Below are 15791 nucleotides of genomic sequence, written 5' to 3'. Positions count from 1 at the left end.
CGAGCAGCACGGTCATGCCGGTCCGTCCCGCGGCGTCGCGCAGCACCGCGAGCAGCTGCGCCGTGACGAGCGGCGCGAGGCCCAGGGACGGCTCGTCCAGCAGCAGCACGTCCGGCTCGGCGACGAGCGCCCGGGCCAGCGCGAGCATCTGGCGCTCGCCGCCGGACAGGGTGTGCCCGGCGGCGTCACGCCGCTGTGCGAGCGGCTCGAACAGGTCGTACATGCCGGCGACGGCGGCCCGCCGGGCGGTGCCGGCGTGCTTCCAGAGGGCGCCGAGCCGCAGGTTCTCGTCCACGGTCAGCTCGACGACGACGCTGCGCCCCTCCGGCACGAGCGCCAGCCCGCGCCGGACCCGTTCCTCCGGCGGGACGCCGGCCAGGTCCGCGCCGCCGAGCAGGACGCGACCCGAGCGGGCGGGCAGCAGCCCGGCCACGGTGCGCAGGAGCGTCGTCTTGCCCGCGCCGTTCGCGCCCAGCAGGGCCACGACGTCGCCGTCGGGCACCTCCAGGTCGAGGCCGTCCAGCACGGGGGCGCCGTCGCCGTGGCCGACGACCAGCCTCTCGACCCTCAGCGCGCTCATGCGGGGACCCCCAGGTAGGCCGCCTCGACAGCCGGGTCGCCCCGCACCTCGTCGGGGGTGCCGCACGCGATGACCCTGCCGAAGTCGAGGACGACGACGCGGTCCGCGACCTGCATGACGAAGTCCACATGGTGCTCCACGAGCAGCACCGAGCAGCCGCCGCCCGCGACCTCCCGGACGGTGCCGGCCAGCAGGTCGATGTCCGTGGACCCGAGGCCGCCGGCGGGCTCGTCGAGCAGCAGCAGGCGTGGCCGCGTCACCAGCGCGCGGGCCAGGGCGACCCGTTTGCGCTCCGGGTACGGGAGCGTCCCGGCGGGCTGCTGCGCGACGTCGGCCAGGTCCAGCCGGGCGAGCGTCTCGGCCACCGCCGCGTGGTCCGCCGCCCGGTCGGCCCGGGCGCCGTCGAGGCTGGTCAGCGGCGCGAGGACGTTCTCGGCCACCGTCATGCGGTCGAACAGGCCGAGGCCCTGCAGCGTCCGGGAGACCCCGGCGCCGAGCAGCCCCGTGGCCGCCGACGGCGCCCGCGCGCCCCCGAGCGTGATCCGCCCCCGCGCGGGCCGGACCAGCGCGCAGACCGCGTTGAACGCGGTGGTCTTGCCCGCGCCGTTGGGGCCGATGAGCGCCACGGTCTCGCCGTCGCCGACGGTGAACGACACGTCGTCGAGCGCGACGAGGCCGCCGAAGGAGACGGTGAGGCCGGCGACGTCGAGCCGCGGCACGGGTTCGGGGGGTGAGTGCGTTGCTGACGCCATCGTCGGCACCTCTTCGTGGTCTGGGGTCTCAGGTGTGAGATGTCCGTCTCGGAAAACCGACCGGACGGAATGTCACGGGCAGCATTACTTGTGCGGGATTCCCGTCGTCATCCCCCCGTCGACGACGAGCTCCGCCCCGGTCACGTACGCCGACGCGTCGCTCGCGAGGTACAGCACCGTGCCCGCGAGGTCGTCGGGGACCCCCGGCCGCGCGAGCGGGACGTCGAGGTGGGCGGGGTCGATCTTCACGGTCATCGCGGTGTCGATGAAGCCCGGATGGATGGAGTTCACCCGGATGCCCGCGGCCCCGAGCTCGACGGCCAGGGACTTCGTCAGCCCGCGCACCGCGAACTTGGAGGCCGTGTAGCCGTGCAGGTGCGGGCTGCCGTACAGCCCTTCCACCGAGGAGACGTTGATGATCGACCCGCGCCCCGCGGCCTTCATCACGGGGACCACCGACCGGCAGCCGAGGAACGTCCCGGTGACGTTGACCGCCATCACGGCCTCCCACTTGGCGAGCGTGAAGTGCTCGATCGGAGCCGCGTTGGCGATGCCGGCGTTGTTGACCAGGACGTCGACCGTACCGGTCCGCCCGGCGGCCTCGGCGACCACCCGCGCCCACGCGTCCTCGTCGGTCACGTCCAGCTCGAGGAACCGGGTGCGCTCCCCGAGCGCCGTCGCGAGGGCGGCGCCCTCGTCCGTCAGCACGTCCGTGATCACGACGTGGGCGCCGGCATCGTGCAGCGTGCGCACGTAGGTCTCGCCGATGCCGCGGGCGCCGCCCGTGACGACGGCAGTGCGGCCGGTCAGGTCGGTGAGGTTCATCGTGCCCTCGCCCCGTCCTCCACCTGGATCACCAGGCGGCCCGTCGTCGACCCGGTGGCGAGCCGCGCCACGGCGCGCGGCGCGTCGTCGAACCCGAGGACGTCGTCCACGACCGGCCGCACGACGCCCTCCGCCGCGAGACGGACGAGCTCGGAGTGCGCCTCGTCGACGAGCGACGGATCCTGCGTCGCGTAGAGGCCCCAGTGCAGGCCGAGGACACCGTAGTTCTTCACCAGCGCCAGGTCGGCACGGACCTTCGGCATCCGGCCGCTCGCGAAGCCCACCACGACGATGCGTCCCTCGAACCGGACGCACCGGGTCGAGCCCTCGAACGCGTCACCGCCGACGGGGTCGAAGACGACGTCCGCTCCCCCGTCGGCCTTGAGCTCGCGGGCCCAGTCGTCCTGGTCGCGCAGGTACACGACGTCGGCTCCCGCGGCCCGGGCGACCTCGGCCTTCGCCGTGCTGCCGACGACGCCGACCACGCGCGCACCGGCCGCCTTGCCGAGCTGGCAGGCGGCTGAGCCGACGCCACCGGCGGCGGCGTGCACCAGCAGGGTCTCGCCGGCAGCGATGCGGGCGCGCCGGTGCAGCGCGAACCACGCGGTCTGGTAGGCGACCGTCAGGCCGGCGGCCTGGGCGTCGTCGAGCGACGGGGGCGCCTCGCGCACGTCGCGGGCCGGGGCCGTCGCGTACTGGGCGAGCACGCCGATCTTGGAGCCCACGACGCGCGTGCCGAGGCGAAGGTGCGACACGTCCTCGCCGAGCGCGACGACCTCGCCGCACGCCTCCACCCCCGGGGTGAACGGGATGTCGGGACGCACCTGGTACTCACCGCGGGCGAGCAGCACGTCGGGGAAGTTCACCGCAACGGTGCGCACCCGGATCAGGACCTCGCCGGGCCCCGGCGAGGGGACCGCCACGTCGGCGAGCTCCATGACCTCCTCGGGCTCGCCGTTGGCGGTGACCTGCCAGGCCTTCATGGTCTCGGGCGGTGCGGTGACGCCGTCGTCACGCATGGATCACTCCTTCTCGATGCTTCGCAGGAAGAGGGCGGTGAGCTGGCTCGCGACCTCGTGCTTGTCCTCGGGGCCGCTGGGCGAGTACCAGTGCGACAGGTAGTGCACGTCGGAGTAGAAGTGCGCGATGAGCAGCGGGACGGGGACGTCCGTGCGGAACGAGCCCTCCGCCTGCCCGCGCTCGATCAGCTCCGCGACCTCGTCGTGGTACTCGCGCCGCCGGCGCTTGACCTCCTTGAGCCGCGGGGGCGTGAGCATGTGCATGCTCCGGAAGAAGACGGTGCCCTCGGGCAGGGAGTCGATCGACGTCACGATGACGTCCTCGCACACCTCCCGCAGCACGTCGACGGCCGGGCCGCCCTTCGCGGTGATCTCGTCGAGGCGGCCCTTCTGCAGGGAGAGCAGACGCTCGTAGATCGCGAAGAGGAGGTCGTCCTTCGACGTGAAGTAGTGGTACATGGCGCCCTTGGTGACGCCGGCGGCGGCCACGATCTGCTGCACGCTGGTGCTGGTGTAGCCCTGGGTGGAGAACAGGTCCAGGGCGGCCTGGGTGACCTGTTCGGCGACGTTCGTTGTGCGCATGACCTCCATCCTTGCCCCTTTCCCCGGATGCTTCGCCCGCTGCGGACCGTCAGCCGATCGGGCGGAGGCTCGCGCCGCCGTCGACCAGGAGCGTCTGCCCGGTCACCCAGGCGGCGTCGTCGGACAGGAAGAAGGTGGCCGCGCCGGCGATGTCGTCGGGCGCGCCGAGTCGGCCGAGCGGGTACTGCGCGGTGACCTCCTCCTCGCGACCTTCGTACAGGGCGCGCGACAGCCGGGTCTTGACCACGGCCGGCGCGAGCGCGTTCACGCGCACGTACGGCGCGAGCTCGTGCGCGAGCTGCACGGTCAGGTTGATGAGGGCGGCCTTGGAGACGCCGTAGAAGCCGATGTTCGGGCCGGGAGACGTCCCGGCGATCGAGGCCATGTTCAGGACCGAGCGGAGGCCCGGGCCGGCGGGCGCCGCCGCGAGCGCCTCGCGCGTCCATTCGAGCGCGGAGACGACGTTGACCTCGAAGATCTTGCGGGCCAGGCTCGCGTCGAGTGTGGTCAGCGGGCCCCAGGCGGGGTTGATCCCGGCATTGTTGACGAGGTGGTCCAGGGTTCCGAACCTCTCGATCGCGTGCGCGATCGCGGCGGTGCGGTGCTCGGCGTCGTCGGCCTTGCCGGCGACGCCCGCGGCACGGTCGCCGAGCCGGGTCACCGCGTCCTTCAGGCTGTCCTCGTTGCGCCCGGTGATGACCACCGAGCCTCCCTCGGCCACGATCCGCTGGGCGACGGCGAATCCGATCCCTCGGCTCGCCCCGGTGATCAGGGCGACTCTGCCCTCGAACCTCTGCAACGGACTACCTCCATACCGGCTGGTCGGTTTGTGGAAGTGAACGTACCACAGGAGGGGCGCGAGCGGGAGGGGGCGCTACCAGCCCGCGTCGCGTGCGAGCTCGCGCAGGGCGGGGCGGGTCGCGGACAGCACCGTCGGGAACCACGCCGAGAAGGGCTGCCCGGCCATGAGTCGGTCCAGCCCGGCGGGGCCGGCGAACCACGTCTCGGCGACCTCGTCCGGGTCGGGGCGGAGCCGGGCCTGCACCGTCCCGACGAACAGGTGGTTGAACTCCTGCTCGACCAGCCCGGAGGCCGGGTCCGGATGGTTGTACCGGACCGTCCCCGCCGAGCGCATCAGGTCGGGGCCGACGCCGAGCTCCTCCCCCACGCGCCGAGCGGCCGCCGAGAAGGGCGGCTCGCCAGGGTAGGGATGCCCGCAGCAGGTGTTCGACCAGACCCCGGGCGAGTGGTACTTGCTCAGGGCCCGGCGCTGGAGCAGCATCTGGCCGTCGCCGTCGAGCAGGAACACCGAGAAGGCTCGGTGCAGCCGTCCTGGGGCACGGTGCGCGGACAGCTTCTCCGCGGTTCCGATCGTCGCCCCGGCCTCGTCGACGAGCTCGAGCATGATCGGCGGGCCAGGAGTGGGACGGCCGGAACTGGTCACGCCTCAAGCGTATCCGGTACGGGCGCCTCCCGGGCCTGCGGAGCCGCACGGTGTCGGTGTCTCCGGCTAGCGTGCGGACAGCCCTGGGGAACGGATCATGCCGTGACCACGGCGTCAGGCCGGGTTGTCCACAGATTCAGGGCTCGGATGGCGGTACGACTTGGTCAGGCATAGGATCGAACACAGAAGGAATGCCTAGAGAATACTCCGGGAACCAGGAGCCGGGGACGCGGAGGGAGGCGATCGTGATGGTGAGGTCGGCACTGCACGGCGGTGTGCCGCCGTTCCCTGAGGTCGTACTGCCGGAGGCCCCGTGGGGCGACCCGGCCACGGAAGTGGGTCCGCACCTCGACCCCGAGGCGATCGACACCCTGATGGCACAGGTACGTTCCAGCGAGCCGGGCCCATGGCTCGCCGGCGTGCTGTCGTCCCTGACCACTCCCGGCGCCACTCCCAGCGCCACGCCCGCGGACGCCGACGCGGCCGTCCTCGACCGGCTGGGTCCGGCCGACCTGGCCGCCGTGGTGGCGGGCGCGCAGCGGGTGGCCGGGTGGGCACAGAGCCTGCAGGCGCGTGCGGGTGCGGCGCTGGTGGCCGCCCAGGGCGGGATCCTGGGGATCGATCAGGCCGCCGCGGTGGTCAAGGACCGCCTGCACGTCACCGTCCGCGAGGGCAGCGCCATCACGAACCGCGCCGACCGCTGCACCCGCTTCCCTGCCGTCCTTGCGGCGCTGGAGGCCGGCCACGTCGATGTCCGCAAGGCCGACACCCTCCTGGGTGCCGGTGCCGAGCTGACCGACGACGAGCGGGACCTGGCGATCGAAGCCCTGCTGCCCGAAGCCCCGACCCGCACCTGGAAGTGGCTGTCCGACCAGCTCAACGCCCTTGCCGCCCGCCTGCACGGCGGCGGCGAGGAGCTGTCGCAGGCCGCCGCCGGGTCGAACGTGTGGCTCGAGTCCGCCGGCCCCGGCATGGCCCTGCTCACCGCGCTGCTGCCGGCCAAGGACGGCGCGCGCGTGTTCAACGCCGTCCAGGTCGGCGCCGACCAGCTCCTGCGCGGGCCAGGCCGGGCCCGCCGCCGCGGCCAGTGCCGCGCCGACGCTCTGACCTCCCTGGTCACCGGGCGTATGGTCCCTCATCCCGTCGACGAGACCTCCGCGGAGGCCGAGCCCGGTACCGGCGTCACCGTCCCCACCACCGCACCGGGCGTCCTGGTCCCGCCCGTCCTCGACACCGACCTCGTGCCCGTCCCGGCCGAGGACGACGGCGTGCTGTCCACCGTCCCCGCGCCCACCTGTGCGGAGGTCGAGGCCGGCGTGGTCGTGCGCGGCATCGAGGCCCCCGCCACCGTGCGCGTCACCGTTCCGGCCACCGTGCTGGCAGACCCGGGCGACGACACCCCGGGCATCCTGGACCTCCTCGGGCCCGTGCCGGCCGAGACCGCCCGGCAGATCGCCGCCGAAGGCCTCTGGTACCGCCTGGTCACGGATCCGGTCACCGGGATCCTCACCGACTACTCCACCACTGCCTACCAGCCCCCGCCACGGCTCCGCACCGCGATCCAGGCCCGCGACGGCGTGTGCGCCCACCCGCACTGCGACAGGACGGCCGAACGGTGCGACCTGGACCACATCGAGCCCTTCGACGGGGACCACACCTACCGGCCCGGCGAACCCGGACAGACCCGCGCGTCGAACCTTCACGCGCTGTGCAGGAAGCACCACAACCTCAAGACCCTGGCCGGATGGCAGGTCGAACGCGACCCGGTCACGGGCGCGGAGACCTGGGCCAGCCCGACGGGCCACGTCGAGGCCTGCCGGCCCGATCCCGTCGATCCCGCCGCCCGCTACCCGGCGATCCGCGAGATCCCCGCACGGCTCGGTACCGGCGGCCTGGTCCCGGACCTCACCGTGGCGCGTCCTCGGACGCCGCGGACCGGTGACGTCGCCGAGCGGCCCTCCGCGCACGGCGACCCGCCGTTCTGACCCGACCGCCGAAGGACCAGCACCGTCCCGCTGTGAGGCAGGCTGGCCTCGTGAAGCACATCGGATTCCTGTCCTTCGGGCACTGGACGCCGCACGCGTCGTCGTAGACCCGGTCCGCCGCCGACACGCTGACGGCCGGCAGCGGATCAGAGGTCGAACAGCGCCGGCTGCTCCGCGATCGCGCCTTCGCGCTCCAGCATGCGCTGCTTCGTCCGGACGCCGCCGCGCGCCGAGAACCCGCCGATCTTCCCGCCCGCCGCCAGCACCCGGTGGCACGGGACGATCGGCGGGAACGGGTTGCGGCCCAGCGCCTGCCCCACGGCCTGCGCCGACCCGGGAGCCCCTACCCGGGCCGCGACCTCCCCGTACGTGAGCGTCGCCCCCGGCGGGATCTCGCGCACGACCTGGTAGACACGGCGGTCGAACTCCGGGACCGCGGCCATGTCCAGCGCGATGCCCTCCACCGGCGCCGTTCCGGCACCGCTGCCGCTGCTGCCACCGCTGCCGCCGTCGTCGAGCAGCCGCGTCACGCTCGCGACCGCCGCCGCCAGGGACGGCGTCGGCTCCGTCTCGCGGGCACCCGGGTACCAGCGCCGTACGGCCGCCCGTACCTGGTCCGCGCCGCCCTGGGGCAGCGTCGAGCCGACGACGGCGCCACCGTCCGGCCGCCAGACGATCGCGCAGTCCCCCAGCGACGTCGGGAACACCACGAACGCCGTGCCCTCGGAAACCTCTTCGCTACCCACGGCCCCACGGTAGACGGGGAGACCGACATCCCCGGGTCCGCTGCTCTCCACTTCCAGGATTCACCCAGCCCGGCGCGGCACCCTGACGTCCCGGCCGGAACCACCCCGGCCCCGGGCTCGTTGAGCCTGATCAAGCAAGTACGCGACCGAAGGAGTCCGCATGCAGTGCCCGATCGATCAGGCGAACCTCGTCATGTCCGAGCGCAAGGGGGTCGAGATCGACTACTGCCCGCAGTGCCGTGGCGTGTGGCTCGACCGCGGCGAGCTCGACAAGATCATCGACCGCTCCATCGACGCCGAGATCGCCGCGGAGAACACCCGTCGGCCCCTCGCCCCGGCGGCGGTCCCGGCAGCAGCTCCCGCTCCCCCGGCAGCACCCGTCGCCCCGGCACGGTACGGGCACGACGGCCACCACGGCGACCACGCCTACGACCCGCGCTACGACAAGCGCAAGCGCAAGGAGTCCTGGCTCGGCGAGCTGTTCGACTTCTGAGCCACCGGGTGTGATCAAGACCCGTTTCCGCTCCCAGGCTCCACCCAGGTAGGGTAGGGCCCGGCCGGCCGCACGTCGCCGCCATCCCTGGCGCCGCTGCGGAAGCCGCCCCTACCCTTCCTCGTGCGCAGTGCCGCGTGCCCAGAACCATCGAGCCACCGCGGAGAGCTGCGTGCCGAACACCACAGGTCCCTCGACCGAGCCTGCCAACATCACCGACCCCGAGCACGCCCCGGTGCCGCCCACGGGCGCCCCGGAGGCCGACGGTTCGCTGCGCGGCACGCTCGCCGCGCTGCGCTCCCCGCGCGTGCTGCGCACCGAGGTGCTCGCCGGGCTCGTCGTCGCGCTGGCGCTGATCCCCGAGGCGATCGCCTTCTCGATCATCGCCGGGGTGGACCCCCGCATCGGCCTGTTCGCGTCGTTCACCATGGCGGTGACGATCGCGTTCGTGGGCGGCCGCCCCGCCATGATCTCGGCCGCCACGGGCGCGATCGCGCTGGTCGTCGCGCCGGTCGCGCGCGAGCACGGCCTCGACCACCTCATCGCCACCGTCATCCTGGCCGGGATCATCCAGGTGATCTTCGGCGTGCTGGGGGTGGCCAAGCTGATGCGGTTCATCCCGCGCTCGGTGATGGTCGGGTTCGTCAACGCCCTGGCCATCCTGATCTTCCTGTCCCAGGTCCCCCACCTGACCGGCGTGCCGTGGGCGGTCTACCCCCTCGTGGCGGTCGGGATCGCGATCATGGTGTTCTTCCCGAGGCTGACCAAGGTCGTGCCCGCGCCGCTGATCTCCATCGCGCTGCTGACCGTCGTCGTCATCGCCGCCGGCATCGCCGTGCCCACCGTGGGCGACGAGGGCGCGCTGCCCGACTCCCTGCCCGCCCTGGCCTTCCCGGACGTGCCGCTCACGCTCGACACCCTGCGCGTCATCGCCCCCTACGCCGTCGCGATGGCGCTGGTCGGCATCCTGGAGTCGCTGCTCACGGCCAAGCTGGTCGACGACATCACCGACACCCACTCCGACAAATCCCGCGAGTCCTGGGGCCAGGGCGTGGCGAACATCGTCACCGGGTTCTTCGGCGGCATGGGCGGCTGCGCCATGATCGGCCAGACGATGATCAACGTGAAGGCGTCCGGTGCCCGTACCCGCGTCTCCACGTTCCTGGCCGGCGTGTTCCTGCTGGTCCTCGTCGTCGGCCTGGGCGACGTCGTGGCGATGATCCCGATGGCGGCGCTCGTCGCCGTCATGATCATGGTCTCGGTCGGCACGTTCGACTGGCACTCGGTCCGCCCCGCCACGCTGCGCCGCATGCCCCGGTCGGAGACCTCGGTCATGGTCGTCACCGTCGTGGTCACCGTCGCCACGCACAACCTCGCCTACGGCGTCATCGCCGGCGTCCTGGTGGCGATGGTCATGTTCGCGCGCCGCGTCGCCCACCTGACGTCCGTCACGCGCCTCGACGCCTCCGACGCCGACGACGAGCGCGTCTACGCGGTCCAGGGCGAGCTCTTCTTCGCCTCCTCCAACGACCTCGTCTACCAGTTCGACTACTCGGGCGACCCGAACAACATCGTCATCGACCTGTCCGAGGCCCACGTGTGGGACGCGTCCAGCGTCGCCGCGCTGGACGCCGTGCGCACCAAGTACGAGCGCAAGGGCAAGAACGTCACGATCACGGGGATGAACCCCGACACGACCGACCGCTTCGACCGCCTCTCCGGCCGGCTCGGCGCGGAGCACTGACCGCGGCCCGCTCGCCGCGCAGCGCCGTCACACACAGCGCCGTCACACCGCGTCCCGGATGATCGGGCAGGTCATGCAGTGCCCACCGCCCCGGCCCCGGCCCAGCTCGCCCCCCGCGATCTCGAGCACCTCGATCCCCGCCTTGCGCAGCAGGTCGTTCGTGGTGGTGTTGCGGTCGTACGTGAACACGACGCCGGGCTCGACGGCGACGGCGTTGTTGCCGCTGTCCCACTGCTGCCGCTCGGACTCGAAGCTGTCGCCGCCGGTCTCGATCACGCGCAGCGAGTCCAGCCCCATCGCGTCCGCGGCGACGTCGAGGAAGGGCTTGTCGCCGATGTCGGACACGACAACGTCCCCGTCGTCCCCCGGTCGCAGCACGAACGGGTGCACGCCGTCCACGATCCGCGGGTACACGGTCACCGTGTCCACGTCCACGAACGTCATGACCGTGTCCAGGTGCATCGCGGCGCGCAGGCGCGGCATCCCGGCCACGACCACCCGCTGCGCCGCGCCACCCGCGAACAGCCGTGCCGCGACCTGCGTGATCGCCTGCCGCGAGGTCCGCTCCCCCATGCCCATGAGCACCGTGCCGTTCCCGACCGGCATGATGTCGCCGCCCTCGAACGTGGCCTGGCCGTGCCGCTGCTCCGGGTCACCCCACCACACGTGCGACCCGATGAAGTCCGGGTGGAACTCGTACACCGCCTTCATCAGCAGCGTCTCGTCGCGCCGTGCCGGGTAGTAGAGCGGGTTCAGCGTGACCCCGCCGTACAGCCAGCACGTCGTGTCGCGCGTGAACAGCGTGTTCGGCAGCGGCGGCATGAGGAACTCGCGCTCGTCCGGCGAGAACGCCGCGAGCGCCCGGTGCCCCGGCGGCAGCTCGGGGACGTCGGAGACGGCGAGCCCGCCGACGAGGTGCTCGGCGAGGACGTGCGGAGGCAGCGACTCGAGGTACTCGCGGGTGGCGTCGACGAGACCGTCGCCGACGCTCTGCGGCACGATCTTGCGGTCCAGCAGCCAGTCGCGCGCGCCGGGCACGCGCAGCGTCTCGGCCAGGACGGCGTGCAGCTCGACGACCTCGACGCCGCGCGAGGTCAGCTCCTCGACGAAGGCGGCGTGGTCGGCCTGGGCACGCTCCACCCAGAGGACGTCGTCGAACAGGAGGCTGTCGGAGTTGGACGGGGTGAGCCGGCGGTGCGCCTGCCCGGGCGCGCAGACCAGCACCTTGCGCAGCCGTCCCACCTCGGAGTGCACACCGTAGGCGGCAGATGGTCTCATGCAGGACACCGTCTCATGCAGGACGTCGTACGACGCTCCGTTAGGGTCGTCGCGTGCATCTGGACTGGGAGATCAAGCCGAGCCTGCTCATGTACGTCGCGGGGGCCCCGGGTGGCCGCCTCGCCGTCGACCCCGAGGTCGGGGGTGAGGGCGCGTCGTTCCGGTTCGGGCTGGACGAGGAGCGCTCCGCGGCCCTGGACGACGGCGGGACGACGCCGGACGCGCGCGCGTTCGCCTTCCGCGGCTCGATCGCTTTCTTCGGGCACTTCGGCTCCTTCGTCGGCGAGATCGGCGACCCCGAGGTCCGGGCCGACGGCACCGGGCCCCACAGCGACTGGACGATGTCGATCCTGGACCGCGAGTCCGGGGTCCGGACGGACGCGTTCCGGCTGGCCGGCGCCCCCGAGCCGAGCGACGGCGGGAGCCGGCTCACCTGGTCCCGGGTCGAGGTCAGCACGACGGGCGAGAACCTGTGGGGCGGGAACTACCCGGCCGGCACGCGGTTCGAGCCGCTGGTGATCGACCTCAGGCGCCCGTGACCTTCACATAGTGCAGAAAGGCGACGTCACGGGCGAAACCCTCGGACTCGTAAAGCCCCTGGGCGGTGACGTTGTCCCAGGCCGTGGCCAGGGAGACGCGGATCGCGCCCGCCTCCGCCGCGCGCTCGCAGATGCCCCGCACGAGCGCGCGGCCCGCCCCGGTCCCGCGGACCTCCGGGTCCACGAACAGGTCGTTGAGCACCCACACGGGTCCGAGACTCACCGACGACCAGGACCGGTACGCCTGCGCGAACCCGACGATCGCGCCGGTGGTGCCGTCGTCGTCGCGCTCCTGGGCCACGAGCAGGACGGTGTCGTCGGAGGCGAAGCGCCCGGTGAGGAACTCCCGGGCCCGCTGCTCGTCGGCCTCGTGCTCGTAGAAGGCCAGGTACTGCCGGAACAGGCCGGCGACGGCGTCGAGGTCGGCATCGGTCACGTCACGCACGTCGATGAACACGCGGGCGATCATGACAGGTTCTAGAAGCCCCGCGCCACCGCCGCGCCCGCGGCCAGCCACGCGCGCTGCGTCTGCTGGCGCAGCGACCGCAGGCTGAGCTGCCCGTCCACCATGCCCGGGTCGAACGGCACGGTCACCACCTCGCGGGCGAGGCTCCGGTACCCGCGCGCCACCTGGCGGATCTCCGCCGGGGTGGCCTTCGGGTCGGCCTGGCTCACGAGCACCACGGCGCCGCGCGCCAGCTCGGCGCTGCGCCGGTCGCGGGCAGCGAGCGCCTCGAGCAGGAGCGCGCCGGCCTCGGCGTGGTCGTCGCGGGTGGTGGTCGCGACGACGATCTGGTCGGTGTGGTCGATCATCCGCAGCCACATCGGGTCCGATTCGTCGTTGCCCGAGTCGATAAAGATCAGCCGGTAGTACTTGCTCAGCACGGCGTGGACCGCGTCGACGTGGGTGGAGGAGATGCGCTGCTCGTCGGCGAGCACCATGGGCTTGGAGCGCAGCACGTCGAACCGGTCGCGGGACTGGTGGTGGACGTACCAGGCCAGGTCGGCGAGCTGGGCGGTGGGGCCGAGGAAGTGGTCGATCTGGGGCAGCAGGTCGTGCAGGGTCGCGTCGTGCATGCCCTGCTCGGTGCGCCAGCCGAGGGTGCCGCGCGTCTGGTTGTTGTCCCAGGCGACGACGCCGGAGCCGCCGAGCGCGGCGAAGACGGAGCTGAGCAGCACGGTGCCGGGCGTCTTGCCGGCGCCGCCCTTGCCGTTGACGACGGCGACGGTGCGCGGCCCGGGCCAGTGCTGGGCGACGGCGGCCTCGTCGGCGCGCTCCGCACGCTCCTCGGCGCTCGGCGGGAGGCGCATCCCGACACGGGACAGGGCTCCGCGCAGGCCGCGCCGGGCGGCGTCCTCGCTGTGCTCCTGGACGAGGAACGTGCGCCGTTCGGCCCCGGGGGGCGACGGCGGGTGCCCGCCGGGCAGGTCGGTCCTGGGCGGGAACGGGGAGTCGGCCTCGGGGGCCGGCGCGGCGGGGGCCTGCGGCTGCGGGAACGGGGCCGGGGTCTCGGGCCGCGGCGGGAAGGGAAAGTCCGGCACGGTCTGGTGCTGCAGGGAGTGCTCCGGGAAGGCGTCCGCGTGCGGGTTCGCGGGTGCCTCCTGGTACACGGGCTCCTGGTACGCGGGCGCCTCTCCCTGCCGCACCGTGCCGTCGGGGTGGACCACGAGCTCGGAGATGCCCTCGGGGCCCGAGGCGGACAGGGGCACGGGCTGCCCGACGGCGGCCGCGTGCTCGACCACGCGCCGCATCACCTCGGTCCGTGCCTGACCCAGCGTCGTCATGTACACGGGGTACGAGATCCCGCCGATGTGCACCTCGCCGCTGCCGTCCTCGCGGACGACGGCCTGGACGCGATCCCAGCCTGGCGTCGCGCCGACGCTCATGCGCCTGCCCCCTCGACATCTCGCGAACCGGACGCCGGGCCCTGCCCCGGGCCCGGACCGCGAGGTAATTCACCCGCGGTGTGGCACAGAGTACAGCCCGGGCGCCCGGCGTCGAGTCACGCGGCTACGCGATGCGGGCGGCGCGGTGCAGGCGTGACCGCGCGTGCTCGGTCCGCGGCACGTACGGCGTGACGTAGAGCAGCATGCCGGCCTCGGCGGGCGTCCGGTCCGCCTTGAACGAGTTGCACTCGTAGCAGGCGGCGACGAGGTTCAGCCAGGTGGAGGGGCCGCCGCGCGAACGGGGGACGACGTGGTCCACGGTGTCCGCGGGGCCGCCGCAGTAGGCGCACGAGCCGTCCCGACGACGCACCCCCTGCTTGGTGCAGGCGGGGGCACCGTTGCGCTTGTAGAGCCACCGCATCGCGACGTACCGGACCAGGCGCAGCACGCGCGGTAAGGGGAACGGTCCGAAGGTGCGGCCGTCGACCGCCTCCTCCACGACCGCGACCTCCCGTACGAGCATCCCGATGGCGTGCCTGACCGATACACGGTGCAGCGGCTCGTAGCCGGCATTGAGTACGAGGACGTCGGCCACGGGTCCGCTCCCTTCAGGTGAAAGTTCGTTCTTGGAAACTTCGGTGCAAAGAAAAAGCCGCCCCAGGACGCAAGTCCTCCAGGCGGCACACGAGTGCTGGTCCGGCGAGCGCCGGGTCAGCCACGTATCGCGCCTCGGAGGGCCTCGCGGCCGTCCAGCAGATGCTGCGCGGTGGTCGGGCGGGACGAGGAGCGTGCGCAGCGGATCATGGGGCTCTCGTCCTCTCGTGTACGTACAGCCAGGTGACGCGGCCGGTTGACCCCGTCGTGAAAAAAGGTACACACGCAGGCTTGGCACGTCCATGCCTTTTCGCGAATCTGTTCCCAAGAATTCATCAAACGCGGGCCCTCCGCTGGGCGACACGCCGGGCGGTCGCACGTCGGCCCTGATCACGGAGCCTGGCAGTGACTCAGGCTACGGTTGCTCTTTGGCCGGGCGTTTCCGGTCGGAACGGACAGTTGGCTGGAAGGAGCCCACATCCCATGATGGGAGGACATCACGCCGCGACCGGCGCCGCTGCCTGGGTCGCCGTGACCTCGACCGCGCCATTTGCCTTCGGCTGGTACGAGGGGGTGTCCCATACCGGCGTCCTCGCCGGCGCCCTGGTGTGCGCGGGCGCCGCGCTGCTGCCCGACACCGACCACCACAGCGGCACGATCGCCAACTCGCTCTCGCCCGTCTCGAACGGGGTGGTCCACGTCGTCGCGAAGCTCTCCGGCGGGCACCGCCGGGGCACGCACTCGATCCTGGGTGTGGTGGTGTTCACCGCGATCGCCTGGCTGCTGAGCCTGCTGTCGGTGGACACGGGCATCGAGGCCGTCGGGACCGTGCTGGTCGGCCCGGGCATCATGTGCGTGCTGCTGGTCTCCTTCGCCCTGAAGGCCCTCAAGATCACCCGCGACACCAAGGTCCTGCCCTGGACGACCTCGGTGACGCTCGCCGCGCTCATCGCGATCTTCGCGCCCGAGGAATGGTTCTGGATGCCGTTCTGCGTCGCGCTGGGCTGCATCGTGCACATCGTCGGCGACTTCGTCACCACGAACGGTGTCCCGCTCGTGTGGCCGCTGAAGTTCAAGTCCCCCTACTGGATGCGTGACGGCCGGGGCATCGAGCTCGACAGCTTCTGGAGGCGCAGCGGCAACATCGCCCTCCCGATCCTCGGCAACGCCGGGTCGGTGCGCGAGTGGATCGTCCTGGTCCCGGTCTCGGCGTACGCAGTGGTCGGCATCGTGTGGGCGCTGCTGAACCAGATGGGCTACGACACGATGCCCTTCTGGGAGCAGATCACGGCCTGGGTCTGACGGCTTCCCGAGCCGCCGGGC

At 72.5% G+C, this 15791-nt stretch carries 16 protein-coding genes and 1 pseudogene; 5 read left to right on the top strand and 12 right to left on the bottom strand.

What is annotated here, in order from left to right; genetic code table 11:
- Positions 1-85: 85 nt before the first annotated feature.
- From ACYU96_RS09915 to idi, 7 genes and pseudogenes are all read right to left on the bottom strand, one after another.
- Positions 86-580 (bottom strand): annotated as a pseudogene (locus ACYU96_RS09915) (ABC transporter ATP-binding protein); the annotation flags it as partial.
- Entirely contained in the window at positions 577-1332 is a 756-nt protein-coding gene (locus tag ACYU96_RS09910) for an ABC transporter ATP-binding protein (protein WP_460752380.1), read from the bottom strand. The gene ACYU96_RS09910 and the pseudogene ACYU96_RS09915, both read right to left, overlap by 4 nt.
- An 84-nt stretch (positions 1333-1416) precedes the next feature.
- Positions 1417-2157, bottom strand: coding sequence for a glucose 1-dehydrogenase (locus ACYU96_RS09905; protein ID WP_460752377.1), 741 nt, complete (start codon positions 2155-2157; stop codon positions 1417-1419).
- Positions 2154-3176, bottom strand: coding sequence for an NADPH:quinone oxidoreductase family protein (locus tag ACYU96_RS09900; RefSeq protein ID WP_460752374.1), 1023 nt, complete (start codon positions 3174-3176; stop codon positions 2154-2156). Before ACYU96_RS09900 ends, ACYU96_RS09905 begins: the two co-directional genes overlap by 4 nt.
- A gap of 3 nt (positions 3177-3179) precedes the next feature.
- A complete protein-coding gene (locus tag ACYU96_RS09895; protein WP_460752372.1) occupies positions 3180-3758 on the bottom strand; it encodes a TetR/AcrR family transcriptional regulator in 579 nt (192 codons plus the stop codon).
- Between the two features lie 49 nt (positions 3759-3807).
- Positions 3808-4557 (bottom strand): SDR family oxidoreductase, encoded by a 750-nt coding sequence (locus ACYU96_RS09890; protein WP_460752369.1) that lies wholly within the window; start codon positions 4555-4557, stop codon positions 3808-3810.
- Between the two features lie 75 nt (positions 4558-4632).
- On the bottom strand, positions 4633-5202 hold the full coding sequence (idi, locus tag ACYU96_RS09885) for an isopentenyl-diphosphate Delta-isomerase (protein ID WP_460752367.1): 570 nt from the start codon (positions 5200-5202) through the stop codon (positions 4633-4635).
- 248 nt (positions 5203-5450) lie between these two features.
- Here idi and ACYU96_RS09880 point away from each other — a divergent pair, with 248 nt between their 5' ends.
- Positions 5451-7187 (top strand): HNH endonuclease signature motif containing protein, encoded by a 1737-nt coding sequence (locus ACYU96_RS09880; RefSeq protein ID WP_460752364.1) that lies wholly within the window; start codon positions 5451-5453, stop codon positions 7185-7187.
- A 146-nt stretch (positions 7188-7333) separates the two neighbouring features.
- Here ACYU96_RS09880 and ACYU96_RS09875 read toward each other — a convergent pair whose 3' ends face one another.
- Complete coding sequence (locus tag ACYU96_RS09875; RefSeq protein WP_460752361.1) at positions 7334-7933, bottom strand: methylated-DNA--[protein]-cysteine S-methyltransferase; 600 nt, start codon at positions 7931-7933, stop codon at positions 7334-7336.
- Between the two features lie 160 nt (positions 7934-8093).
- Between ACYU96_RS09875 and ACYU96_RS09870 the strand changes: the two genes are divergently transcribed.
- Positions 8094-8426, top strand: a complete 333-nt coding sequence (locus tag ACYU96_RS09870) for a TFIIB-type zinc ribbon-containing protein (RefSeq protein ID WP_460752359.1) — start codon at positions 8094-8096, stop codon at positions 8424-8426.
- A gap of 211 nt (positions 8427-8637) precedes the next feature.
- Entirely contained in the window at positions 8638-10170 is a 1533-nt protein-coding gene (locus ACYU96_RS09865) for a SulP family inorganic anion transporter (protein WP_460754562.1), read from the top strand.
- Positions 10171-10212: 42 nt separating this feature from the next.
- Here ACYU96_RS09865 and ACYU96_RS09860 read toward each other — a convergent pair whose 3' ends face one another.
- Positions 10213-11448, bottom strand: a complete 1236-nt coding sequence (locus ACYU96_RS09860) for an arginine deiminase (RefSeq protein ID WP_460752356.1) — start codon at positions 11446-11448, stop codon at positions 10213-10215.
- A gap of 53 nt (positions 11449-11501) precedes the next feature.
- On the opposite strand from ACYU96_RS09860, the gene ACYU96_RS09855 reads away from it, so the two are divergent.
- A complete protein-coding gene (locus ACYU96_RS09855) occupies positions 11502-11987 on the top strand; it encodes an HtaA domain-containing protein (RefSeq protein WP_460752353.1) in 486 nt (161 codons plus the stop codon).
- Here ACYU96_RS09855 and ACYU96_RS09850 read toward each other — a convergent pair.
- The 3 genes from ACYU96_RS09850 to ACYU96_RS09840 all read right to left on the bottom strand — a co-directional run bounded on the left by ACYU96_RS09850 (position 11974) and on the right by ACYU96_RS09840 (position 14469).
- Complete coding sequence (locus tag ACYU96_RS09850; RefSeq protein ID WP_460752350.1) at positions 11974-12456, bottom strand: GNAT family N-acetyltransferase; 483 nt, start codon at positions 12454-12456, stop codon at positions 11974-11976. The two genes, ACYU96_RS09855 and ACYU96_RS09850, sit on opposite strands and share 14 nt — an antisense overlap.
- 8 nt (positions 12457-12464) lie before the next feature.
- A complete protein-coding gene (locus tag ACYU96_RS09845) occupies positions 12465-13874 on the bottom strand; it encodes a MinD/ParA family ATP-binding protein (RefSeq protein ID WP_460752348.1) in 1410 nt (469 codons plus the stop codon).
- A 124-nt stretch (positions 13875-13998) separates the two neighbouring features.
- Positions 13999-14469, bottom strand: coding sequence for an HNH endonuclease (locus ACYU96_RS09840; RefSeq protein ID WP_460752345.1), 471 nt, complete (start codon positions 14467-14469; stop codon positions 13999-14001).
- 482 nt (positions 14470-14951) lie between these two features.
- Between ACYU96_RS09840 and ACYU96_RS09835 the strand changes: the two genes are divergently transcribed.
- On the top strand, positions 14952-15770 hold the full coding sequence (locus tag ACYU96_RS09835) for a metal-dependent hydrolase (protein ID WP_460752343.1): 819 nt from the start codon (positions 14952-14954) through the stop codon (positions 15768-15770).
- The last annotated feature ends 21 nt before the right edge of the window (positions 15771-15791 follow it).

It is taken from the genome of Myceligenerans cantabricum, from assembly GCF_054777735.1.
This window is presented reverse-complemented; position numbering and strand designations above follow the sequence as displayed.